Source organism: Pseudomonas sp. NPDC090201 (genome assembly GCF_044746825.1).
In the GTDB taxonomy this organism is placed as follows: domain Bacteria; phylum Pseudomonadota; class Gammaproteobacteria; order Pseudomonadales; family Pseudomonadaceae; genus Aquipseudomonas; species Aquipseudomonas putida_AD.
The window spans coordinates 197,553-221,406 of sequence record NZ_JBIVCX010000003.1 but is presented as its reverse complement, the minus strand read 5'-3'; the positions used below and the strand labels follow the sequence as shown (position 1 = coordinate 221,406).

At 63.7% G+C, this 23,854-nt stretch carries 19 protein-coding genes; 8 read left to right on the top strand and 11 right to left on the bottom strand.

Annotated elements, in window-relative coordinates:
- Positions 1-6: 6 nt before the first annotated feature.
- The 6 genes from ACIPOO_RS11060 to ACIPOO_RS11035 all read right to left on the bottom strand — a co-directional run bounded on the left by ACIPOO_RS11060 (position 7) and on the right by ACIPOO_RS11035 (position 7,619).
- Positions 7-792, bottom strand: a complete 786-nt coding sequence (locus ACIPOO_RS11060) for a sulfoquinovose 1-dehydrogenase (RefSeq protein ID WP_274131033.1) — start codon at positions 790-792, stop codon at positions 7-9.
- A gap of 30 nt (positions 793-822) precedes the next feature.
- Positions 823-1,698, bottom strand: coding sequence for a 6-deoxy-6-sulfogluconolactonase (locus ACIPOO_RS11055; RefSeq protein ID WP_400606694.1), 876 nt, complete (start codon positions 1,696-1,698; stop codon positions 823-825).
- Positions 1,695-2,582, bottom strand: coding sequence for an aldose 1-epimerase (locus tag ACIPOO_RS11050; protein WP_400606692.1), 888 nt, complete (start codon positions 2,580-2,582; stop codon positions 1,695-1,697). Before ACIPOO_RS11050 ends, ACIPOO_RS11055 begins: the two co-directional genes overlap by 4 nt.
- 15 nt (positions 2,583-2,597) lie before the next feature.
- A complete protein-coding gene (locus ACIPOO_RS11045; RefSeq protein WP_274131037.1) occupies positions 2,598-3,707 on the bottom strand; it encodes a porin in 1,110 nt (369 codons plus the stop codon).
- A gap of 109 nt (positions 3,708-3,816) precedes the next feature.
- Entirely contained in the window at positions 3,817-5,862 is a 2,046-nt protein-coding gene (locus ACIPOO_RS11040) for an alpha-glucosidase (protein ID WP_400606690.1), read from the bottom strand.
- Positions 5,862-7,619, bottom strand: coding sequence for a solute:sodium symporter family transporter (locus ACIPOO_RS11035; protein WP_400606688.1), 1,758 nt, complete (start codon positions 7,617-7,619; stop codon positions 5,862-5,864). The genes ACIPOO_RS11040 and ACIPOO_RS11035 overlap by 1 nt, the downstream gene beginning before the upstream one ends.
- A gap of 227 nt (positions 7,620-7,846) precedes the next feature.
- Here ACIPOO_RS11035 and ACIPOO_RS11030 point away from each other — a divergent pair, with 227 nt between their 5' ends.
- On the top strand, positions 7,847-8,902 hold the full coding sequence (locus ACIPOO_RS11030) for a LacI family DNA-binding transcriptional regulator (protein WP_400606686.1): 1,056 nt from the start codon (positions 7,847-7,849) through the stop codon (positions 8,900-8,902).
- A gap of 247 nt (positions 8,903-9,149) precedes the next feature.
- Here ACIPOO_RS11030 and ACIPOO_RS11025 read toward each other — a convergent pair whose 3' ends face one another.
- Genes ACIPOO_RS11025 through ACIPOO_RS11010 form a run of 4 tightly spaced genes read right to left on the bottom strand, consistent with a single transcriptional unit; the run spans position 9,150 to position 14,027 of the window.
- Entirely contained in the window at positions 9,150-10,610 is a 1,461-nt protein-coding gene (locus ACIPOO_RS11025) for a 3-sulfolactaldehyde dehydrogenase (protein WP_400606683.1), read from the bottom strand.
- Between the two features lie 40 nt (positions 10,611-10,650).
- The gene (locus ACIPOO_RS11020; RefSeq protein ID WP_400606681.1) at positions 10,651-12,390 is read right to left on the bottom strand and encodes a 6-deoxy-6-sulfo-D-gluconate dehydratase; all 1,740 of its coding nucleotides are present in this window, start codon (positions 12,388-12,390) and stop codon (positions 10,651-10,653) included.
- Between the two features lie 58 nt (positions 12,391-12,448).
- A complete protein-coding gene (locus ACIPOO_RS11015; RefSeq protein ID WP_400606678.1) occupies positions 12,449-13,201 on the bottom strand; it encodes a sulfite exporter TauE/SafE family protein in 753 nt (250 codons plus the stop codon).
- 22 nt (positions 13,202-13,223) lie between these two features.
- Positions 13,224-14,027, bottom strand: a complete 804-nt coding sequence (locus tag ACIPOO_RS11010; RefSeq protein WP_400606676.1) for a 2-dehydro-3,6-dideoxy-6-sulfogluconate aldolase — start codon at positions 14,025-14,027, stop codon at positions 13,224-13,226.
- Positions 14,028-14,275: 248 nt separating this feature from the next.
- On the opposite strand from ACIPOO_RS11010, the gene ACIPOO_RS11005 reads away from it, so the two are divergent.
- Entirely contained in the window at positions 14,276-15,256 is a 981-nt protein-coding gene (locus ACIPOO_RS11005; protein WP_400606674.1) for a helix-turn-helix domain-containing protein, read from the top strand.
- Positions 15,257-15,272: 16 nt separating this feature from the next.
- Here the strand turns inward: ACIPOO_RS11005 and ACIPOO_RS11000 are convergent, their stop codons facing one another.
- A complete protein-coding gene (locus tag ACIPOO_RS11000; protein WP_400606671.1) occupies positions 15,273-17,189 on the bottom strand; it encodes a tyrosine-protein phosphatase in 1,917 nt (638 codons plus the stop codon).
- 256 nt (positions 17,190-17,445) lie between these two features.
- On the opposite strand from ACIPOO_RS11000, the gene ACIPOO_RS10995 reads away from it, so the two are divergent.
- The 6 genes from ACIPOO_RS10995 (at position 17,446) to ACIPOO_RS10970 (ending at position 23,853) form a co-directional block, all read left to right on the top strand.
- Positions 17,446-17,964, top strand: a complete 519-nt coding sequence (locus ACIPOO_RS10995; protein ID WP_400606669.1) for a DUF4142 domain-containing protein — start codon at positions 17,446-17,448, stop codon at positions 17,962-17,964.
- 421 nt (positions 17,965-18,385) lie between these two features.
- Positions 18,386-19,522, top strand: a complete 1,137-nt coding sequence (locus ACIPOO_RS10990) for an acyl-CoA dehydrogenase family protein (protein WP_400606667.1) — start codon at positions 18,386-18,388, stop codon at positions 19,520-19,522.
- The gene (locus ACIPOO_RS10985; RefSeq protein WP_400606664.1) at positions 19,519-20,457 is read left to right on the top strand and encodes a D-isomer specific 2-hydroxyacid dehydrogenase family protein; all 939 of its coding nucleotides are present in this window, start codon (positions 19,519-19,521) and stop codon (positions 20,455-20,457) included. The genes ACIPOO_RS10990 and ACIPOO_RS10985 overlap by 4 nt, the downstream gene beginning before the upstream one ends.
- 19 nt (positions 20,458-20,476) lie before the next feature.
- A complete protein-coding gene (locus ACIPOO_RS10980; protein ID WP_274131056.1) occupies positions 20,477-21,271 on the top strand; it encodes a class II aldolase/adducin family protein in 795 nt (264 codons plus the stop codon).
- A 6-nt stretch (positions 21,272-21,277) separates the two neighbouring features.
- Entirely contained in the window at positions 21,278-22,906 is a 1,629-nt protein-coding gene (locus ACIPOO_RS10975; RefSeq protein ID WP_400606661.1) for an ABC transporter substrate-binding protein, read from the top strand.
- On the top strand, positions 22,903-23,853 hold the full coding sequence (locus ACIPOO_RS10970) for an ABC transporter permease (protein ID WP_400606659.1): 951 nt from the start codon (positions 22,903-22,905) through the stop codon (positions 23,851-23,853). The genes ACIPOO_RS10975 and ACIPOO_RS10970 overlap by 4 nt, the downstream gene beginning before the upstream one ends.
- The last annotated feature ends 1 nt before the right edge of the window (position 23,854 follow it).

The following is a 23,854-nucleotide window of genomic DNA, read 5'->3' as shown; positions in this document are numbered from 1 at the left end:
ATCGATTTATTGAATCGACAATCCGGCATCCACCACAAAGTTCTGCCCGGTGCAGCCACGGCTGTCGTCACTGGCCAAAAACAGCGCCATGCGCGCGCAGTCGCTGGCATCCAGACGGAACTTGAGCATCTGCTGGTCGATGAACAGCTGGCTGGCAGCCTGCAACCCTGCCGGGTCGTTGGACCACATGGCGTCCTGGCGTTCGGTGCGGATGGCCCCCGGCACCAGGCTGTTGACCCGAATGCCCTTGTCACCCAGCTCCCGCGCCAGGGTGCGGGTCATGCCGTTCAATGCAGCCTTGGCCGTGGTGTAGCAGACCATGCCCGGCCGGCCGCGCATCCACGAAATCGAGCCCATGTTGATGATGACGCCGCTGCCCCGGCGCGCCATCCCGGGTGCAACTGCTTGTGCTGCGAAGAAGGCATGCCGCAGGTTGGTCTGCATGCGTTCGTCCCAGTATTCGACGCTGACGTCCTGGATCGGGTGGCGGTCGTCTCGCGCTGCGTTGTTGATCAATACGTCGATGGCGCCCCAGCGTTCCTCGACTGCCTGAATCGACGCCTTGAGCCGGTCAATGTCGCGAACGTCACAGGGCGCGAAAAATACCCGCTCCGGCTCCAGCGATCCTGCCAGCGCTACACCACCGGCCTCGTCCAGATCCAGAAACGCGACCCGCGCGCCCTGCTCATGAAAGGCTTCGACAAAGGCTGCGCCAATCCCCGAGGCGCCGCCACTGATGAGAATGACCTTGCCGCCGAGCGACGGGTAACGGGTGTCAGTGTGATGCGTCATGATGATGTCCTTGCCAGAAAGTATTGAAGTTCAACCCAGGAACAGCGGTTCGGGGCAACCGGCCACGCCGACTTGCACACTGAAGACGCATCCCGACAGCGGCCAGGCGGCCAGCTCCTCGGCGCTGCGGTTCTCCCTGGAGCTGGTGATGTAGAGGGTGCGCAGCCCCGGCCCGCCGAAGGCGACCATGGTCGGCCAGCGCGTGGGCACGCGGATTTCGTCCAGCTGCGTGCCGTCCGGTGCCAGGCGCAGGATGCGGCCGCCGTCGAACTGGGCGCTCCAGTAACAGCCTTCACTGTCGAAGGCGCCGCCGTCAGGCCGCCCGCCACTGCCCCGCTCGAAGTGGCGCACCAGTTGCCGGGGGCCGGGCTGGCCGTTTGCATCCAGCGGGTAGCGGTAGAGCACATGGTTGGGGGTGTCGCTGTGATAGGCCCAGGCGCGGTCGGGGCTGAAGGCCAGGCCGTTGGACACCATCACGTCGTCGGCCATGACCTGCGCGTTCAAGTGTTCATCGACGCGCATCAGTACACCGCCGTTGCGATCCCGTGGCTGCCAGATGGTGCCCGCCCAGAACCGCCCCCAAGGATCGACGCGGCCATCATTGAAGCGGCTGTTCTCCACGCCACCTGGGTTGTCGGCGAGCTTTTTGCCCAGCACGCCTTGTTCGTCGAGCAGGTAGATGCCGCTACGCAGGGCGACGATGAAGCCGCCGCCACGGCGCAGGCCGTAGCAGCCCAGGTCTTCGGGCAAGGTGAGGCTGGTCACCGCGCCGGTGGCAGGGTCCAGGCGATGCAGTTGCCGGCCCAGGATATCGGTCCAGTACAGCGCCTGTTCGCGCTCCGACCACACCGGGCATTCGCCCAGTTCGCTGGTGCGCGTGACCACGCAATTGACGGTGTAACTCATGCTGTTGCTCCTGCTGCAAGCTGCCTGACGTTCATGCGCAGGCGGCGTTCGATCTGCTCACCGCCTGCGAGCAGGACGATGCCGTGCGCCTCGGGCGACGGCGTGTTGATCGCGTTGTTCAAATGGCTGACCGGCTCGACCGCAATGAAATCCTGCGGCTGGGGTGGCGTGAAGACCACCAGATGGTTCAGGCCCGGCCCCGCGTCCATGTGTAATTCCAGGCCCGATTGCGGCCAGAAGACACGCGCCTGCCCTCCCCACCCCTCAAAGCAATTGTCCAGCTCCACGTAGCCCGCCTCACGCTGCTGCGCGAACTGCCATGGCGGCGGTATTGCCACGCGCTCGGCGGGTAGTGATTGCTGATCGTTGAGCCAGACCGCAGCGGCATCGAATTGCAGCTCGATGCCCGCACTCCTTGGGAAATACGGGTGCCACCCCAGCCCGGCGGGCATGGGGTGCGCGCTGTCATTGCGCAGGCTCATGACCAGCGACAGGCCCTGTTGGTCCAGGCTCAGCGTCTGCTCGGCCTGGAATGCGAAAGGCCAATGCTCGTCCGCAACGTGGGTCAGACGCATCACGCAATGCACAGACGATTGCTCGACAACCGCCCACGGACGTTGCCAGCCCACCCCGTGAATCGAGTGCGGATGATCGCCGAAGTTGCGCGCCAGCTCATACTGCCGGCCTTCCACGACCATGCGCCCCCAGGCGATCCGGTTGGAGTACGGCACCAGCGGGTAGCACGCGGTACGGCGCACCGTTGGCGTCTGGTCCCAGGGCCGCAGCAGGTCCGTCTGGCGATGGCGCAGGAAGGCCAGTGCACCGCCAAGTTCGGGCAGCACGCCAAGGTGAAGGTCACCGCTGTCGAGTTCAAGAATGTCCATGCATGGCCTTCAATGTCAGAATCCCCAGCGAATGCCCACCGTCATCGCCCACGGATCGTAACCCTTCGGCACGCTCGGGTAGCTTTCGCTGAGCAGCGCAAAGCCCTGGGTCGAGTCACCGTTGTTGACGATGTGCGAGACGTAGGTATAGAGCTGGGTGTCGGTGTTGAGTGAGTACAGGTAGCCGGCGTGCGTCGCCCAGGCGCGGGCGCCCTCAGCTTCGATGCGGTGCGACACCCCAAGCGTCACATCCCCGGGCCCGAAGGTGATGCGCGCATTGATCATCTGCGCCGAGGCGAACCAGCGGGCGTCGGTGTCGCGGTCGGAATAGATGTAGTTGGCGCCCCACAATACCTTGCCCAGCCGGTAAGTGCCGGTGATGACATGGGTGTTCTGGGTGTAGGTTTCGCCGGTGGTCAGCGAAGGCATCGAATCGTGGCGGTTGAAGCCGTAGCCCAGCCGGGTGTCGCCATCGCGGTAGCGCAGGTTGAAACCGCTGGTGCGGTTCTCCTTGGGCCCGTTTTCAACGTCGGAATTGCCATAGGAATAGCCAAGCTCAGTGGAGAAGCCTGCCACCTCTGGCGAGCGATAGCGCACCGTGGTGTCGTAGAAGCCGCCGGTGCCGCTCTTGCCCAGGGTCGTGGTGTGCTCAAGGCTCATGATCGAGGCCATGTTCGACAGGCCGTACAGCGCGACGTCCGAATCGAGGAACACCCAGTAGATGGGCATGTACAGGCTGCCGACATCCACCGAACCGAAGGGCCCGGTCACGCCGGCGCCATAGCCGCGGTTGGTGGAAATCTTGCCTTCGTTGTAGCCGGTGCGCCAGATATTGCGCAGCACCAGGCCGCGCTCGCCGAACGCCCGCAGGCCATAGCCTGAGTCGCCCAGCTTGTAGTCGATCTTCAAGCCAATGCGCGAGGCCTGCAGGTTGCCATCGGACACCATGCCGTGTGCGGGATGATCGTCGGTGAACTTGCCGGTCTGCAGCGACAGATCGAGGATGCCGTAAGGATTGACCTGCCAGTTGCCTTCCTTGAAGACCAGCGGTTGGGCCTGGGTGGCCGAGCAAAGCCCGGCAGACAGCGCAAAAGCAGCAAAGCAGTGATTTTTCTTGTTATGCATGTTCACTTACTCGGATAACGCAGGTGTTGGTGTTTCCTGGGCGCGCACGAACCCGGCGCCTTCTCTCTGGAAGGCGCACAGACGCGTGCGCACTGCGGTGGGAATCAACTCATGAGGCGTTGCGGCCCAGCGCTTCGAAGCGCTCCTGCCAGGCGCTGCCGACGCGGATGAACACCGGCGGCTGGCCCAAAGGCGCGGCGACACGGACCCGCTGGCCACCCTCGAAGCGCTCGGTGCTCCACAGGTGTTGCCACCGGTCGCCCTGGGGCAGATAGGCCGACCACTCACGCTGGCCTTCGGCATGCACCGGGGCCACCAACAGGTCGCGACCGTACAGGTACTGGTCCTGGATGGCGTAGGTGTCCGGATCGTTTTCGTAGTGCAGGAACAACGGACGCTGCAACGGCAACCCGGTGGCCTGCGCTTCCTCGACGAGGCTTTGCAGGTACGGCCGCAATGCTACGTACAGACGGGTCATGCGGGCGAAATGTGCGTAGGTTTCGTCGTGGTCCCAGAACTGCAGGTTCTGGTCAGGACGATTGCCCTCATGGGTGCGCATCACCGGGGTGAACGCCGCCATTTCCGCCCAGCGCTGGAACAGCTCGGCGGTACGGCAGTTGCCATAAAGGCTGGTGTAGCCGCCGATGTCGCTGTGGTGATAGGCATTGCCCAGCAGCCCCGACGACAATGCGCCGCAGATTACGGTCTGCAAACCGTCGTGGCGGCTGAAGTCCACCGACTGATCGCCCGCCCAGAGCAACGGGCAGTGACGCTGCACGCCGCTGTAACCGGCGCGCATGAAGAACAACGCATCGCCCGTTTTGCCGGCAGCCTCGATGGCCCGCGCGTTGACCTCGGCCCAGCGCACCGGCCAGGCGTTGTGTTCCAGCATCGGGTCGGCGTCGCCGGCCAGTTTCAGGTCGATCGGCAGGTACTCGCCGAAGTCCGCCATCCAGCCGGACAGGCCCTTGTCGAGCATCTCGCGACGCAGGATGCGCTCTTCAAACCACTGCGCCGCTGCCGGCAGCGTGAAATCGACCACCCCGCAGAGGAACTCGCCGAAGTCCACCAGATAGGTCCCGCCTTCGACGCGAGTCGCCAGATAACCGGCCTCCTGCGCTTCGAGAAACAGCGGGCCGTCGTTGCACAGGTACGGGTTGACGTAGCCCATGAAGCGAACGCCCTGGGCCTGGAGTTTGTCGACCCAGGCCGCGTGATTCGGGTAGCGGGAGGCATTCCACTGCCAGTCCCAGAACAGGCGTTTGCCAAATGAGGTGATGCGCAGGCCTTCCCAGTCCTCGCACCACAGGGCGCTGACCGCAACGCCCTTTTGCAATGCATCATCCAGACGCGTCTGGGCGTGTTCAAGACCGTTTTTCAGGCCCAGGATCGCACCCTGCATCACCCACTCCGGCAGACGCGGTTGTCGCCCAAAGTGACTCGACACCTGGCCTACCAGATCCGGGAAGTCCTGGCCCAGCATGAATTCGAACGCCTCGGGCACGGCCCAGAACTGCAGTTCGTGGAACTCGTCGTGGCGGAAGTCGAAATCCGCGTAGGCGGTGGTGACCGCATGCAGGCAATAGCGCTGTGACGAGATGTAGGTCGGCTGCGGGTAGTTGGTGTGGTAGTAGTCACCGCCCGCGTTGGCTTCGTTGTCGGCCTGCAGGGTCAGCCAGGTGGATTTGTCGCGGCCCACGCCAGGCTCCGAGGTCCACAGCGGGAAATGCCGGCCGCGCAGGTCGAAATACGACATCTGCTCGCCGCAGCCCCATACGTGCTCATCGACCAGTGCTGGCACCCGTAGCCAGAAGCGATTGATCCCGGCATCTACGTTCACAGGCACCAGGCGCAACAGGTTGCCTTGTACTTCCAGCGCCAGGCTGAACATCACCGGCCCGTCGGCCCACACCCGGAAATCCAGGCGATTGGTCGCGGTGTCCAGCCATGCATGACGCAGGGCGATGCGCTCCTGCACGTAATCGGTGATGGAGAAGTTGCCGCGCTGCATGCTGATGCTGGCATCGCCATGGCCGATGAAAATCCCAGGGTTGGCCTGGCTGTGACGCAGCAGCACGCGGCCGCCGACCATCAGTTGTACTTCATCGTCAATCTGTTGAAAGCCTGCCTGGGCGAGAGAATTGAACGCTGTCATCAAGAATGTGCCTCGCAGGTTGTCAGAGCGGACTTGTTGGCCAGTTCACGGCGGTTCCAGCGGCGGCGGCTGACGCTTGCAGCCACCAGTGCCAGAGCCCAGACCGCGGCCATCAGCGGTCCGTACCAAGGGCTTGGGCCGGTGGCGCTGGCCACACCCAGTCCGGAAAATGTCAGGTAGATCGACACCAGGGCGGCCAGCAGAAAGATGCTGAAGCTGCCGGCGTGGCGCCATGGGGTCAGGTCCATGGTGCGGGTCGCGACCTGCACCACGTAAGGTTCGGCGCGGGCGAAACGCTTGCGCAGTGCGATCAGGATCAGCATTTCGATGGCGAACATGATGCCCATCACGTGGATGAAGCTGATGCCAAAGCGCGTGTCGATCTTGAAGCCCAGCACGAACACCGCGTAGCAGAAGGCATGCAGGCCCAGCACCAGCTTGGCCGGGAATGCGCCGCCACGGGCATTGAAGAAACCGAACAGCATGATCGCGATGATCGGCATGTTGAAGAACCCGGTGAAGCGGCGCAGCACCGCATAAATGCCTTCCGGTGCGTACATCAGCATCGGCGCGACCACCAGTGACACCAGCGCGGCGATGATGCTGACCCGCTTGCCGAAGCGCACCAGCGCCTGGTCGTCGGCCAGCGGGCGCAGGGCCTTGTAGAAGTCGTAGGTCAAAAGCGTCGCAGTGCCGTTGATGATCGCGTTGAAGTGGCTCATCACCGTGCCGAAGATCACCGCCACGAAGAAGCCCTTCATCCACCATGGCATCAATGCCGAGACCAGCGCCGGGTAGGCAAGGTCCGAGTTGGCCAGCGGCTGGTCACGGAACAGGTGCCAGGCAATGACGCCGGGCATCAGCATCGCCAGCGGCACCAGCAACTTCAGGCAACCGGAGAGCAACACGCCCTTCTGCCCTTCGGCGAGGTTTTTGGCCGCCATGCTCTTCTGCACGATGGCCTGGTTGGTGCACCAGTAGAACAGGTTGGCGAAGATCATCCCGGTGAACAGCGCACCGAACGGCACCTTGTCCTGGGGACCGCCAATGGCGTTCAGCTTCTCGGGGGTGTCATGCATGATGGTCTGTGCGCCGGACAGCACGTCGCCGTTGCCCAGGGTCCACAGGCCGATCACCGGAATCAGCACCACCACGACCAGCAAGCCGACGCCGTTGATGGTGTCCGACACCGCCACCGCGCGCAGGCCGCCCAGCACCGCGTAGGCCGCGCCAATCACACCGGTGCTGACGATCAGCAGCGAGATGGTCGCCGGATACGACCAGCCGAGGATGGTCTGCAAATCGAAGATCTGGTTGAAGGTGATCGCCCCCAGGTACAGCGACGCGGGGTTGAGCACCAGGGTGTAGGTCGCCACCATCAGGCCGCTGACCACGCGGCGGGTGGTCACGTCATAACGCTTCTCGATGAACTCCGGCAGGGTCGAGAACCCGCCCCGCAGGTAACGCGGCAGAAAGAACAGCGCCAGGGCGATGGTCGATACGGCGGCAGTCGCCTCCCAGGCCATGGAGCTCAGGTTGTGCGCGTAGGAGTCGCCGTTGAGGCCCACCAACTGGTCGATGGACAGGTTGGTGAGCATCATGGAACCGGCAATGAACCAGCCATTGAGCCCGCCACTGGCCATGAAATAGCCGTGGGCGCCGACGTCCTTGGCCTTGCGGGTGAAGGACCAGGAAATGGCAGCGACGAGGCCTGTGAAAAACAGCATGCTGAGGAATGTGAAAAGGGACGTAGTCATTTTTATAGTTGTTCTCCAACGTGGGTTGGGCAGCAGCACGGCAAAATCGCAGCGCTGCTAAATTTTGTAGGGCGAGAATAAACCAAGCCAAATCGTAGCGCTACGATTTTTCGTTCGTTTGCCGCGCATTTTTGTTCGCATTCGAAATTTCGAACATCGCGATGGTCACGATTGACTTGCACGCGGGCTGCTTTCATTCTCTTGAGCTTTTGCACCTGAGGTAGCAGATGAGCGACTTACCGGCCACCGTGGCCAACCTCAATGCTGGCCGTCGCAAGGGCAATCGCGTGACCATGGATGTGGTCGCCGAACGGGCCAAGGTGTCGCCCAGCACGGTTTCACTCTTTTTGCGTGACCCTGAAGCGGTGTCCAGCAAGCGCGCCGAGCGCATCCGCCAGGCCATCGAGGAAACCGGCTACACCGTCAACCGCCTGGCAGGCGCCCTCGCCGCCTCCCACAGCCGGGCCGTGGCGGTCATTGTGCCGTCGATGATCAACGCCTTCTTCTCCGAAACCCTGCAGGCCATGCAGGACGTTTTCGAAGAGCGTGGCTATCAGTTGCTCATCAGCAACAGCAACTACGACCCCGAACGCGAGCTTGAACTGCTGCGCGCCCACCTGTCCTGGTCCCCGGCCGCGTTGGTACTGACCGGCAGCCAGCATGAAACCGCGCGCACCCTCCTGCAGGCCACCGGCATTCCCGTGGCGCAGATGTGGGAACTGGGGGACACGCCGTTTCACTTGCAAGTGGGGTTCTTCCACGAGCACGTCGGCGCGGCCTTGGCCGAACACCTCTATGACCTGGGTTTGCGCCAGTTCACCTACGTCGGCGCCCGCATGCACCTTGACCATCGCGCACGCAAGCGTGCTGAAGGCTTCACCGCCTGGCTTGCCAACAAAGGCTGTGAGGCCCGGGTGATTGCGCTGCAGGAAGGCACCTCCGATGCGGTGCTGACCCAGGTGTTCGACGAACTGGCGCTGACGGCCAGCGAGCCCCAGGGCCTGTGCTGCTCCAACGACGTGCTGGCCATTGGCGCATTGTTCGAAGCGCGCCGCCGTGGCATCGATGTGCCGGGCGAGCTTGCGATTGCAGGCTTTGGCGACCTGCCCCTGAGCAAACTCAGCGCTCCGCGCCTGACCACGGTACGCCCGTATCCTGTGGAAATCGGGCGTACGGTGGCCAGCCGGCTGTTGCACTGGATCGAGACCGGCACCCTGCCGGCAGAGCCTGAAACGGTGGATCTGGGGTTCGAGCTGATCGTGCGCGAGAGCACCCGCGCGTAGGCCTCAAGACCGCCCCGCGGGCAAGCCCGGCTGCTACGGGATCGGAGTATTTATGAGGTCCGGGGGCAATACCAATAACCTGTGGGAGCGGGCTTGCCCGCGAAGGTGGTGGGTCAGTCACCCTCAATGTGTCAGGTCTGACGCCTTCGCGGGCAAGCCCGCTCCCACAGCTCCGGGTTAGACGAGGGTCACAGATCCGCCGCCAGACCGTAGCAGCACGGCTTGCCGGCGGGGGCGGTGGTGGGGGTCAGCGATCCACGCCGCCAAGGCACACGTACTTGGTTTCCAGGTAATCCTCGATGCCGTATTTCGAGCCTTCGCGGCCCAGGCCCGATTGCTTGACCCCACCGAACGGTGCCATCTCGTTGGCAATGGCCGCTGTGTTGACGCCGACCATGCCGTATTCCAGCTCCTCGCTGACGCGCATCACCCGGCCGATGTCCCGGGCGTAGAAGTAACTGGCCAGGCCGAACTCGGTGTCGTTGGCCTGCTGAATCACCTCCTCTTCACTGCTGAAGCGGAACAGCGGCGCTAGCGGGCCGAAGGTTTCTTCCTGAGCGACCTTCATCTCGGCGGTCACACCGATCATCACCGTCGGCTCGAAGAAGCTGCCGCCCAGCGCATGCCGCTTGCCGCCGGTGACCAGCCGCGCACCTTTTTCCAGGGCGTCGCTGATGTGCTCCTCGACCTTGCGCACCGCCGCCTCGTCGATCATCGGGCCCTGAGTCACGCCGGGCTGGGTGCCGTCGCCCAGCAACAGTGAACGTGCTGCCGCAGCCAGTTTCTCGGCAAACAGGCCATAGATGCCGTCCTGCACGTAGATGCGGTTGGCGCAGACGCAGGTTTGACCGGCGTTGCGGAACTTGGACAGCATCGCCCCCTCGACCGCCTGATCCAGGTCGGCATCGTCGAAGACAATGAACGGCGCGTTACCGCCCAACTCCATCGACACTTTCTTGACCGTCTCGGCGCATTGGCCGATCAGCAGGCGACCCACTGGCGTGGAACCGGTGAAGCTGAATTTGCGCACCAGTTGATGGCGGGTCAGCACGCTGCCGATCTGCGTCGCGCTGCCGGTGACCACGCTGAACACCCCGGCCGGAATGCCTGCGCGTTCAGCCAGCACGGCCAGGGCCAAGGCTGACAGAGGCGTCTGGCTCGCAGGGCGCAGCACCATCGCACAGCCTGCCGCCAGGGCCGGCGCGACCTTGCGGGTGATCATCGCGTGGGGGAAGTTCCACGGCGTGATCGCTGCGGCCACGCCAATCGGCTCCTTGGTCACCAGGATGCGTTTGTCGGCCGAGGGCTGCGGGATGGTGTCGCCGTAGATGCGCTTGGCCTCCTCGGCAAACCACTGCACGAACGAGGTGCCATTGGCCAGTTCGCCCCGGGCCTCGGCCAGGGGCTTGCCTTGTTCGGCGGTGAGGATCTGCGCCAGGTCGTCCAGGTTTTCCTGCATCAGCGCGTACCAGCGTTGCAGCAGCTCGGCACGTTCCTTGGCGGTCTTGCGTTTCCATTGCTTGAACGCCTTGTGCGCCCCGACCACCGCGCGCTCCGCTTCGGCTTCGCCCATTTGCGGCACGCTGGCGATGACCTCGCCGGTGGCCGGGTTGGTGACGTCGAAGGTCTGGCCGTTGTCGGCACCGACCCACTTGCCGTCGATGTAGGCCTGTTGCCGGAACAACGATGAATCCTTGAGATGGATCATGAAAAGCGAACTCCTGTGAAGGTCAGAAAAATCGGCGGCATCAGTGAATCGGCGGCTCGGGCACCACTTCCCCGGCTTGCAGGAAGTCGAAGTCGCAGCCCTCGTTGGCCTGGGTCACATGCTGTTGATAGAGCGCGGCGAACGAACGCCCGTACTGGCGGTGGACCGGGACGTGTTCTGCGCGACGGCGAGCCAGTTCGTCGTCACTGACGCGCATGTTCAGGGTGCCGGCGGCGATGTCCAGATCGATGATGTCGCCGGTGCGCACCAGGCACAGCGGCCCGCCCACGGCGGCTTCCGGGGCCACATGCAGCACGCAGCTGCCGTAGTGGGTGCCGCTCATGCGCGAGTCGGAAATGCGCAGCATGTCGCGCACGCCGGCCTCCAGCAGCTTTTTCGGGATCGGCAGGTTGCCCCACTCCGGCATGCCCGGCGCGCCCACGGGGCCGGCGTTGCGCAGGACCAACACGGTGTCTGCGGTGATCTCCAGCGCCGGGTCGTCGATCATCCGGCTCAGGGTTTCGTGATCGTCGAACACCAGCGCGGGGCCTGAATGCTTGCGCAGGCTGGGGTTGGCGGCGGACGACTTCATCACCGCGCCATCGGGGCACAGGTTGCCGCGCAGCAAAGCGAGGGTGGAGCCCTGGACCAGCCCGACCACCGGGTTGTCGAGGCTGCGAATGATGTCGCTGTCGTAGCACTTGGCGTCGGCCAGCAGGCTGTCCCAGGTCTGCCCGGTGGCACCGGCGCAATCCAGGGACAGGAACGGCGTGATTTCCCGCATCAGGGCGCGCAGGCCACCGGCGAAGTGGTAGTCCTCCATCAGCGCGTTGCCGGACGGGAACAGGTTCAACAGCACCGGAATCTTCGCCGCCGTTTCAGCCAGTTGGTCCAGCGTCAGGTCGATGCCTGCGCGGCGGGCGACGGCGATCAGGTGAATCGCCGCGTTGGTCGAGCCGCCCATGGCCATGTACACCGCGACGCCATTGGCGAAGTGCGCCGGGGTCAGCCAGGTGGACGGGCGACGATCACGCCAGACCAGGTCGACAATGGTCTCCCCGCACTGGGAGGCCATGCGTGGGTGCGCGGCATCGGCGGCCGGAATGCTCGAAGCGCCCGGCAGGGTGAAACCGATGGCGTCGGCGATGCTGGTCATGGTGGACGCCGTGCCCACGGTGTTGCAGGTGCCGATGGAACGGGTCATCGCCCCTTCCAGCTCTTCCCAGGCCACGGTGTCGATCAGGCCCAGGCGGCGCTCGTCCCAATACTTCTTGGTGTGCGTCCCGGCGCCGGTTTTCACCCCGCGCCACTTGCCGTTGGACATCGGGCCTGCCGGGCAATAGAGGATCGGCAGATCCATGCTCAGGGCACCCATTAACAGCCCCGGTGTGGACTTGTCGCAACCGCCGAGCAAGACCGCGCCGTCGATGGGCAGCGAGCGCAGCAGTTCCTCGGTCTCCATCGCCAGCAGGTTGCGGTACAGCATGGTGGTGGGCTTGACCATCACCTCGCCCACCGATTGCACCGGCAGTTCCACCGGAAAGCCGCCCGCGGCCCACACGCCGCGCTTGACCGCTTCGGCGCGCTCACGCAGATGCGAATGGCAGGGCGACATTTCGCTCCAGGTGTTGAGGATGGCGATCACCGGCTTGCCCATGAACTCCTCGCGGCGCAACCCGATCTGTTGCAGGCGCTGGCGATGGGCGAACGCACGGATGGTGTCCGGGGCGAACCAACGCTGGCTGCGCAGTTCTTCCAGTTTCTTGATTTTTTCGGACATGAAGTTAGCTTCCACTGATTGATTCAAAAGGCTGTTTTCAACGGTTCGGGCGCAATGGCTAAAGGGCCAGCAACGCTTGCCCCACCAGGCTCGCGCCGGCCAGCAACAGCAAAGCGAACACACCGTACTTCAAGGTTTTCGGGGCGATGGCCGGCGGACGACGGCGCATATACCAGGTCAGCGCGAACACCACCGGCACCGCTTCCAGCGCCAGGTAGCCCGATTGCAGGTCGAAACGCCCGGTGCTGGTCAGCAGGATCAGGCGCATGAGCGCGTTGACGGCAAACACCACGATCAGGGTGTCGCGCACCACGTTGGTCGGCAGCGGCTGGCGGTAGAGTTGATAGACCAAGGGCGGCCCGGCACTGGAAAACAGCCCGCCCATCACGCCGGACAACCCGGCGAAACAGGAAAAGCTGGTCCAGCCCGACAGACGCTGCAGATGGCGCGAGCGCACCACCAGCAGGAAACTGCACAGCACGATGGTCGAGCCCAGCAGCAGTTGCAGCAGATCGCGCTCATGGGTGCCGAGCAACCCCAGCAATTCCACCCCGGCAGCCACGCCCAACAGGCTGCACCCCAGAATCAGCGCCAGCAGTTTCGGCGCCAGGTCCGGGCGACGGCGCAACATCACGAAGGCATTGACCAGGGTCAGCACCGAGCTGACGTTGGCCACGGTTTCAACCGGGGCCAGTTGCAACAGGCCGGTCAGCCCCAGCAGCAACAAGCCGAAGGCAAAGCCGGTGGTGTTCTGGGCGAAGGTCGCCACCGCGACGCAGAACAGAAAGCCCAGATGCGCGCTGACACTCATCATTGGTCGTCGGCCTGCCGGGTCAGTAAGGCGTCGCGACGGCTGTCGGGGCCTGATTGGCCTTGAGCGCCTTCAGGAATTCGTTGGCCTTGTTCATCATCATCGCCATGTCCGAGGCCACCGCGGCGAACGCATAGCCTTGTTCCAGATAGCTCTGCACCAGTTGCGGGGTGCCGCCGACGATGCCCATCGGCATGCCGATTTTCTTCGCCCGCACGATGGCGTCGCTGATCATCGCCTGAATCTCCGGGTGGCCCGGATTGCCGATGTGGCCGCACGCCGCCGAGAGATCGCCAGGGCCGAGGAACAGCGCGTCAACGCCTGGAACAGCGGCGATCTCTTCCAGATTGTTCAGTGCATTCGGGGTTTCGATCTGCAGGATGCAGGTCACGGCGTCGTTGGCTTCGTTGCCGTAATTGGCCCAGGTGCCGTAGCGGCTGGCGCGGTGCACGGCGGCAAAACCGCGAGTGCCGAATGGCGGGTATTTCACGGCGTTGACGGCAGCCCGGGCCTGCTCGGCATTCTCCACGAACGGCACCATTACATTGAACGAGCCCAGGTCCAGCGCACGCTTGAGCAGTACCGGGTCATTGGCGGCCAGGCGCACGATCGGCTGGGCGCCGGTGCATTGCACGGCCTGGAGCAGCTGCCACAGGTCACGGTATTCGATCGGCACATGCTCCATGTCCACCAGCAACCAGTCGAACCCGGCATAACCCAGCGCTTCGGCGGTGCTGGCCGAGGCGGACATCAACCAGGTGCCAATCGGCGCATTGAGGCCGCCCAACTGGCTGGCGAACGTGGTGTGCAGTTTTCCTGCGGACATGGCGTGTCTCCTTCTTGTCTTTATAGGAACAGCGCCCGTCATGCCCTCGATTTCTGCAGATTCGCAGCGCTGCGAAATGTGGCGGAAAGCATATTGCAGAAACTATCGCAGCGCTACGATTTTTTCATGAAGCAGGCTTGAGCGCTTTCGCAGCAGCTCCACTTTGTACACATGTAACAATTGCGTCACAGAGGATTGCTAGCGTGCCATCGCCCTAGGGCTGTCCTCCACTTTGGTACAGACAGACAATGACCTTTGCCGCACTGCGCCAGCAAATCGTGATCCGCTCCGATGACATGAACTCCGATGATTTCGGCGCGTTGTTCACACGTGCGTTCGGCAACCTGTATTCCCATTTCCCCACCCCACAGATGCCGATCCGCATATCCGGCGTGTACGGCCGCTATGAGGGTACGAGCTTCAGGCAGATGAGTTACGGCGGTGACTTCGCCTTCGAAACACCGGACATGGACGACGAGATCAGCTTCATCCTGCCCACGGCGGGCCAGGTGATCGTCGACCTTGCGGACCAGGCCATTGGCAACACTTCAGTGGGCCTGGCGGTGGAGAAATGCGAGATGCGCTCGGTGAGAATGGTCGAGGGGCACAGCCAGTACGGCTTTTCCGTGCGTCGGGGGCTGTTTGTCGAGCGTCTGGCCTTGCTGCTGGGCAAGCCTGCGGTCAAACCGCTCAGATTTCAGTGCAGTGTCGATCTGCACGACGCCGCCTTCGACGGGCTCAAGGCGCTGGTGAAATTTGCCACCAGCGTCGAAGCCGACTCGCTGATCAACGCTCGCGGCCTGATGCCTGAGCGCCTTCAGGAAATGCTCATCGATGCGGTGCTTCAGGTATGGCCACACTCCTACAGCGAGGCGCTGCACCGCCCTGCCCCGGGCCTTGCACCCCGGCACGTGAAACTGGCCATGGATTATCTTCGGCAACACCCGCAGTCCATGGTCAGCGGCACGCAGCTCGCGGCCCTGAGCCATGTCAGCCTTCGCGCCCTGCAAGAGGGTTTTCGCCGTTTTGCTGGCACTTCGATCGTGGAATACCAGCGTCAGGTGCGCCTTGAGCACGCCTGGCGGTTGCTGCAAGGCGAGCCGTGTTCCTCGGTGCGTGAGGTGGCCCTGAGTCTCGGCTTTTCCAATGCCGGGCGCTTCAGCCAGTATTTTCAGAGCGCCTATGGGGTAAAGCCCCAGGATGTGAAGCTGGGGCTGCACCGTCGTTGACGCTTCAAGCGGCGCCTTAGAATTGATAGCTGGCCTTGAGGCTGCCGCTGAAACCGTGGCTGTCGCCGCCCCCGATCGCCCCGGCCTCGGCACCGATGCTGAACGCGCCCAGGGTCGCCATCATGTTCACCGCGCCATTGAACTGGTCGCGGCTGGCGTAGGCCGCCTGCTGCTGGACGCTCAACCCCAGCAACCCTGCATCGCTCTCGGTCTTGTGGTCACCCAGTACGTGTTCGTAGCCCAGCTCGACCCCAGGCACCAGTTGCCAGCCGCCACTCTGGCCGATGGGTGCCAAGGTCGCCTTGACGTTGCCGAATGCGCTGCGGCGGGTCTGCTGGGTGCCATCGACCTGCAACGCCAGTTCGCTGCCCTTCTCCTGAAATCCTGAAAGGTCCAGGCGCGTGGCGCGCACGCCCAGGCTTGGTTCCAGGGTGATGCTGTTCATCGGCACACGGTAACCCAAGGCCAAACCTGCGCTGGCCAGGTTGCCGTGGGTGTCGCCCTTGGCATCACCCAGGCCGCCGCCGATCTCACGCTTGCTGTGATAGTCCACGTACCCGGCGCTGAGGTCCGCCGCCAGGAACAGGCCATGCTCCAGCCCGTCCGGTGCGAAACGTGCGCCGAGGGTGCCCAGGGTCAGGTCGGTGTCCACTTCGCCTGCGGCACTGCCGACATTACCCCGGCTGTAGCCAAAAGCGGCATAGCCACTCAGCTGCTCGGAGAAGCGCTGGCTGATGCCGAACAGCGTGCCTTGAGTGTGCTCGTTGCTGCTGGCAGCACGGCTAGAACCGTCGGTGCCCAGATAGCCTGCGAGGCCAGTGGTCCATACCCGGCTCTGCCCTTCTTTCAGGCCCACGCCGCTGGTGTACGCAGCGGTCGCCTGCCCCACCACGCCGGGTTGGCGCAAGAGATAGCTGGCGGCATCGGCATGCACCTGGCCCCCGACGGTGGACTGCACGCCACCCAGGTTCCCGGCGTCCAGCGCCGATTGCAGGTAGAAGTTGTAGGCGGTGTAGTTACCCGAGAGGCTGCTGTTCTGCAGTTGCTGCAACAACCGCGCGCCGGCGGCGTCGTTGCCCAGGAATTCGGCCTGCCCGGGGAGGCTGTTGTAATAGACCATCTTGGCCCGCAGCACGTAGATGGTTTCCTGAGACAGCCCGAGGCCCTGCTTGAGGTAGTTGTCCATGGAGCCGTATTCGGCGGTCACCTCATCGAGCCCGGCTTGCAAATAGCTGGCATCGACAGTCAGCAACGGTCCGTAGATCGCCGCCATGCTCGCAGGCATCGCGGCCAGTGTCGCGGCGATTCGCGCAGCGGTGTACTGGTTGGTCGCCAGGTAGTCGCTCATGATGGTGCCGCTGTCCACTCCGGCGATGCTCAACAGCACGGCGGCGGTCCAGCCGGTGCGGTCCTTGCCGGCGGTGCAGTGGAACAACGCCGCGCCGTCGACACCCGCCAGGTCGTTGAACAGCACCGAGAACTGGCTGCGCATGCCGGAGTCGCTGACAAAGCTGCGGTTGGCCTGCTGCATCATGGCCACGGCCTCGGCCGCGCTGCTGACTGAGATATTGGTGGCATTCGCCCCCGACACGCCGCTGCCGATGATGTCGATGTTGGTGTAAGTGGCGCCGGCTGGCAGCGTGTCGGGCGTCGCGGCGATTTCGCTGGCGGTGCGCAAATCGTACACCGCGCTGATGCCCAGGCCGTTGAGAATGGCAAGGTCGGAGGCTGTCGGCGTCAATGCGTTGGAGCGGTAGAACACACCGGCGCGCATGGTCCCGTCCAGTGCGGTGCTGTAGGCCGTGGTGGTGCCTGCGACATCACGGAAATTGTCCATGCCGGCCAGGCGTGGCGTATCCAGAGTGTCGGCGGCGTGGGCAGCGCTGATGGAAAGGGTCAGGACAGAGAGCGTCGGCAAGATGCGGGGAAACACTGTGTAGCCTCCTTGAATACAGGTTGGGCTGGCTACTATCTGCGTCTGTCGGGACCTGATTGTGACAAAACGATGCAGGCGGAAATTGGCTGCGCGATCGGTCTTTTTCTTGCGTGTTTTGTCTGGAGTTCGTGGGTCGGTGCCACGGGCGCCGACGCCGGACAGCTGAAAGGCTGAACGTTCGGCCTTGCAGGCCAGTCGACTCATTACGATGTCCTGAAGGACAGCGCCCCTCAAACAAGAAGGAAGATTCGACATGGCCAGGTACTTACAGATCAGCGCGCTGACACTCGCCCTCGCATTCGGTTGCCAGGGCGCATTTGCCGCCCAGGATCCCGATGGCTTCGTGGACGATGCGTCCGCCAAGGGCGTCGCCGAAATCGAAGCCGGGAAGCTCGCTCAGGAAAAAGCGGTCAGCGCGGACGTGAAAGCCTTTGCGCAGATGATGGTCACCGATCACACCGCTGCCAACGAGAAACTGAAAACCATTGCCCAGGCGCAGAAGCTTGAGGTGTCCAGTTATCCGGAGGTCATGGACAAGATCAAGACCATGATTCTGGAGCTGCGCAGCGCCAAGTCGTTCGATCAGGCGTACGCCAACAATCAGGTCAAGGCCCACGAAGCGGCGGTTGCGCTGTTCGAGAAGGAAGCCGCTGATGGCAAGGATCCGCAGTTGAAAGCGTTCGCCGCCCAGACCCTGCCCAAGCTCAAGGAGCACCTGGCCCATGCGCAGAAACTGGCGGCGGCCCATGGTGGTGATGTGGCCGGCCAGTAGTTGTGTGGCGGATTCAAGGACGCCCCCGCCGGCAAGCCGTGCTGCTACGGGTTACGTGGTTGAAAGCGATCTTCAGAACACCGCCGAATTACGTAGCAGCACGGCTTGCCGGCGGGAGCGATCTTGAGGCCGCCTCGCCGGCAAGCCGGACTGCTACGGAGTCAAGTGTCCGGGCGCAATCACCAGAACACCGCCGAATTACGTAGCAGTCCGGCTTGCCGGCGTCAGCGGCTTGAGGGTGCCACACACATCAAAATATCCACGAACAGCATAATAACCACTAGCTAAATGCAATTTATAAATATTAGCTTATAGCCAACAGGCCTTTTACACCGCCCATCCATACGAATAAGTTCTGACCACGTTCGACGTCGCCTCACCGACCGGACCTGTTCAAACCGATTTCCAAGGATGACGCCCCATGAGCCACCCACCCTCCGATGGCACCCTGGCCGAGTTGACCCAGGCACTGGCTGCCAGCGCCGAGCGCTCGGACCGCAGCGGTGCGTTCCCCACCGACAATTTCAAACTGCTGCACCGCCACGGCCTGCTGGCCCTGACCGTGCCCACACATCTGGGCGGCGGTGGTGCGGATCTCGAGACCGCGCGCCGAGTGATCGCCGCTGTCGGCAAGGGTTGCCCCTCCACTGCGCTGATTCTGGTCATGCGGTACTTGCAGCATGGCCGCCTGCATAAAGACTCACGCTGGCCTGAGCATCTGCGCATTCAGGTCGCCCGAGACGCTGTCGAACACGGCGCGCTGTTCAACACTTTCCGCGTCGAGCCGGAACTGGGCTCGCCTTCCCGCGGCGGGCTTCCGGCCACCGTCGCGCGGCGAACGCCTGAGGGCTGGCGTCTGTCGGGCAGCAAGATCTACTCCACTGGTAGCGTCGGCCTGACCTGGTATCTGGTCTGGGCGCGCAGCGATGACGCAGACCCCTTGGTCGGCGGCTATCTGGTGCACAAAAACACGCCGGGCGTGCGCATTGTCGAGGATTGGGACCATCTGGGCATGCGAGCCACTTGCAGTCATCGGGTGGATTTCGAGGACGCGCTGATCCCGCTGGATCACGCAGTCAGCGTCAGCCCCGCCAGCGAACCTGCCCCCGCGCTGGACGACGAAGGCCTGCTGTGGATGGCCGTGCTGCTGTCGGCGCTGTATGACGGCGTGGCCCGGGCGGCGCGGGACTGGTGGGTGTCTTTCCTGCAGACCCGCACACCCTCGAATCTGGGTACACCCTTGGCCAGCCTGCCGCGTTTTCAGGGGGTGACTGGCGAAATCGACACCCTGCTGTTCACCAACAAGAGCGTGCTGGATGCCGCAGTCCTGGGCCATACAGACCCCGCGACAGCCCCGCAGATCAAACAGGCGGTCTGTGCCAACGCCATCCGCGCCGTGGAACTGGCGATCGCCGCTGCGGGCAATCCCGGCCTGTCCCGGCACAACCCTCTGGAACGCCATTACCGCGACGTGCTGTGCAGCCGCATTCATACCCCGCAGGACGACGTGGTCTTTACCCAGGTCGGCCGCAACGCTTTGCTTCAGGAGCCTGCATGAGCACTTCGATTATCGCCAGCCAACTGGACGCCGCTGCCAATGCCTACCTGCGCAGCCGCTTGCCGGACCATGAAGTGATCGATCTTGCGCCGGGCTCCCTTGAGGTGCCCGCCCAGGCGGACGTGCTGCTCATCCGGCCGATCAAAGTGAAAGAGATCCTCACCGCGCCAGTGGGCTGGCCCTGGTCCCTGCGCTGGGTGCAGTTGTCGTCATCCGGGATCGACTTCTTTCCCCACTGGCTGTTTCAAGGTGTGCCGGTGACCAGCGGCAAGGGCTCGAATGCCGATCAGGTGGCCGAGTTCGCCCTGGCGCTGGTATTCGCCGCCGCCAAGCAACTGCCGGGGTTGTGGGTCAAGGATGCCCACTGGCAACTCACGCCGTTGGCGCCTCTGAGCGGAAGGACGCTGGGCGTCGTCGGCTTCGGCCATATCGGCCAGAGCCTGGCGCGCAAGGCCGCGGCGCTGGGCATGCGGGTGCTGGCGGTCGGCAGGCCCGGGCAGGCCATCGAGCCGGTGGCGGGTGTCGAGCAGGCGCAGTCGCTCGAGCAGTTGTTCGCCCACTCCGATCACGTGGTACTCGCCGCGCCGTTGACCGCAGGCACTCGCGGGATGATCGGCCACGCCGAGCTGGCCCATGCCAAACCCGGCCTGCACCTGGTCAACATCGCCCGTGGCGGCCTGCTGGATCACGAAGCGCTGCTGGACGCACTGGACGCCGGAACCCTGGGCCGCGCCAGCCTGGACGTCACCGATCCTGAACCCCTGCCCGCCGGTCACCCGCTGTACAGCCACCCCCGGGTATTCATTTCGCCACACACCTCGGCCATTTCCGAAGAAGGCCCCCAGGGGCTTCTGGACCGATTCATCGACAACTTCACCCGCTACCGCGCCCAACTGCCGTTGAGCAACCTGGTCGACGTGCAGCGCGGTTACTGACTTTTTCAGGAGAACACCCATGAGTTCCGTTTCTGTTTTGAACGCCAGCCAGAACACCGTCCGCCAACGCGTCAGCCCCGAGGAGTGGGAGGTGCGCGTCAAGCTCGCCGCCGCTTACCGGCTGGCCGCGCTGTTTCGCTGGACCGACCACATCTACACCCACTTTTCGGCGCGGGTGCCGGGGCCTGACGAGCACTTCCTGATCAACGCCTTCGGCTTGCTGTTCGATGAGATCACCGCTTCCAACCTGGTGAAAGTGGACGTCGACGGCACCATCATCGACGACCCGCTGGGGCTGGGCATCAACCAGGCCGGCTACGTCATCCATAGCGCGATTCACCGCGCACGCCCCGACCTTCACGCCGTGCTGCACACCCACACCCGCGATGGGGCGGCGGTGTCGGCCCAGCGTGAGGGCCTTCTGCCCATCTCCCAGCATGCGCTGGGCTTCTACAGCCGGGTGGTTTATCACAGCTATGAAGGCGTGGCGCTGGATCTGGACGAGCAATCGCGGCTGGTGGCGAATCTGGGCGACAGCAACATCCTGATCCTGCGCAACCATGGTCTGCTGACCGGTGGCATCAGCGTGGAGCACGCCTTTCGCGAACTGCACGGCCTGGAGCGCGCCTGCAACATCCAGATCGCGGCACAGGCCGGCGGCAACGACGCCCTGCAGCATGCCTCGCCGGCGGCCATCGCCAAGGTCCATGAGCAGTCAAAACGCTATTCCGATGGCAAGGGCGAAGGCATTCAACGCCACTGGGATGCGCTGATCCGCCAGCTCAATCGTGAAGGTCTGGACTATCAGGAGTAAGCCACCATGAATGCACCGCGAATTACCCGGGCGCTGCTGGCTTCGTGCGCCCTGGCGCTGGGCCTGGCCGCGTGCTCGGCTTCCAATGAACAGACCACCGGCAAGACCCTGAACATCACCTTCTTTGGCGACAACACCACGCTGGTGAGTGTCGATCCGTTCCAGGTGTACTGGCTGGAGCATCGCGTCCTGCTGCGCAACGTCGCCGAATCCCTGACCGACCAGGACCCGGCCAGCGGCAAGATCATCCCTTGGCTGGCAAGCAGTTGGGAGGTCAGTGACGACGCCCTGGGCTACACCTTCCACCTGCGCAAGGACGTCACTTTCAGCAATGGCGAACGCTTCGATGCACAGGCAGTGAAGACCGCATTCGACAGCAACAAGGCATTTGCCAAGGAGCTGCCGGCCACTTTCGGGGCCACCTATCTGGCCGGCTATGACCATGCCGAGGTCATCGACGATTTCACCGTGCGCCTGGTGCTCTCGCGCCCCAACGCAGGCTTCCTGCAGGCGACCTCCACCACCAACCTGGCGATACTGGCGCCGGCCTCGTACAAGCTGACCGCCAAGGAGCGTTCGCTGGGCAAGATCATCGGCACCGGCCCCTTTACCCTCGATCACTACACTCCTGAAGTGGGCGCCCGGCTGGTCAAGCGCGCCGATTACGCCTGGGCCTCGTCCAACGTGAAAAACCAGGGCGTTGCCCACGTCGATGTGGTGGACATCAGCTATGTGCCCGAAGAAAGCGTGCGCAACGGCCTGTTCCTGCAAGGCAAGACCGACATCCTCTGGCCGCGCAATCCGTTTTCCGAAGTGGACTCCAAACTGTTCCAGTCCAAGGGCGCCACGCTGCAAAGCCGCTCCTTGCCAGGCCCTGCGTTGAACCTGTACCCCAACACGCGCAATGCGCGGGTGCTGGCTGATCGGCAGGTGCGCCTGGCGTTGCAGAAGTCCATTGACCGGGTGTCCTACGCGCACACCATCTACAACGCCGATTTCCCGGTGGTGAGCGGGATCTACGACGTCACTACGCCGTACTTCAAGGCGCAAACCGACAAGCTGGCCTATGACCCCCAGGGCGCCGAAACCCTGCTGGACCAGGCAGGCTGGCAAAAGCAGGCCGACGGCTATCGCTACAAGGACGGCAAGCGCCTGAGCATCCGCTACAACCTGACGCCCGCCGAAACCGCTGGCGACGTGTTGATTCAGGATCAACTGCGCAAGGTAGGCATCGAGCTCAAGATCAACGTGCTGACCCGCGCCGAATGGGTGGCCGGCAATTCCCAAGGCAACTACGACCTGACCTCCACCTACATGACCCGCGCCGATCCGATCATCCTGCAGACCATCCTCGATCCGCGCTCGGCCAACAGCGCGACCCTGGCCACCAACACCTACGAGCCCCACACCCTGGACACCGCCCAGGCGCTGTTCGATGCCGGCATTACCGCGACACAGGGCGCCCAACGCGAGCAGGCCTACGGTAAATTGCAGGACCTTTTGACCGACGAGGGCTCGGCGTTCCCGATCTATGAGCGGGTCTGGCAGGCGGCGACATCGCCACGGGTCAAGGATTTCCGCTGGACCGCCGAGGGCTTTGCCTTCCTCAGCGACATCGAGGTCGGCAAACCATGACCGGTTACCTGATTCGCCGTGTGGGGCAGGCGCTGCTGGTGTTGTGGGGCGCCTACACCGTGACCTATTTCATCCTGTACCTGCTGCCCGGCGACACCCTGTCGATCATGCTCAGCGCATCGGGCATGGAAGCCGATGCCTTGTCGCCTGCGGACCTGGCCAAGGCGCGGGCCTACTACGGTCTGGACAAGGGCCTGATCGCGCAGTATCTCGATCTGCTCGGCCGGGCGCTGCACGGCGATCTGGGGCAGTCGCTGTCGTTGAATCGCCCGGTGGTTGATCTGCTCGCCGAACGGCTGCCGCAAACCCTGTCGCTGGCCGGGTTGGCCATCCTCCTGTCGCTGGTGGGCGGCGTGGGGCTGGCCTACTTGACGGCTTACGTGCAATGGCGGCCATTGAAGGTGGCGCTGACCCGGGTGCCGTCTTTCGGGTCTTCGATCCCGGTGTTCTGGATGGGGCTGCTGCTGATTCAGGTGTTCGCCTTTGGCCTTGGCTGGTTTCCAGCCACCGGCAGCAAAGGCTTCGAAAGCCTGGTGTTGCCGGCGATCACCCTGGCGATTCCCAGTGCTGCCGTTTACGCGCAAGTGCTGCAACGGGGTTTTCAAAACGTCTGGCAGGAGCCTTACATCCAGACCGCCTTTGCCAAGGGCCTCAGCCGTGCCCAGGTGCAGGCCCGTCACGGATTGCGCAACGCCGCACTGCCGATTCTGACGCTGGTGGGCCTGCAAGTCGGCAACACCGTCTCGGGCGCGGTGCTGGTCGAGACCATCTTTTCGCGCAACGGCGTGGGCCGCCTGGCCCAGGAAGCCGTACTGCGTCAGGACATCCCGGTGGTGCTGGCGATTGTCGCAGTGTCGGCTACGGCGTTTGTGGTCATCAACCTGATCGTCGATCTGCTGTACCCCTGGCTCGACCCGCGTATCACTCATTCACCCAAGGTGGCCTGAA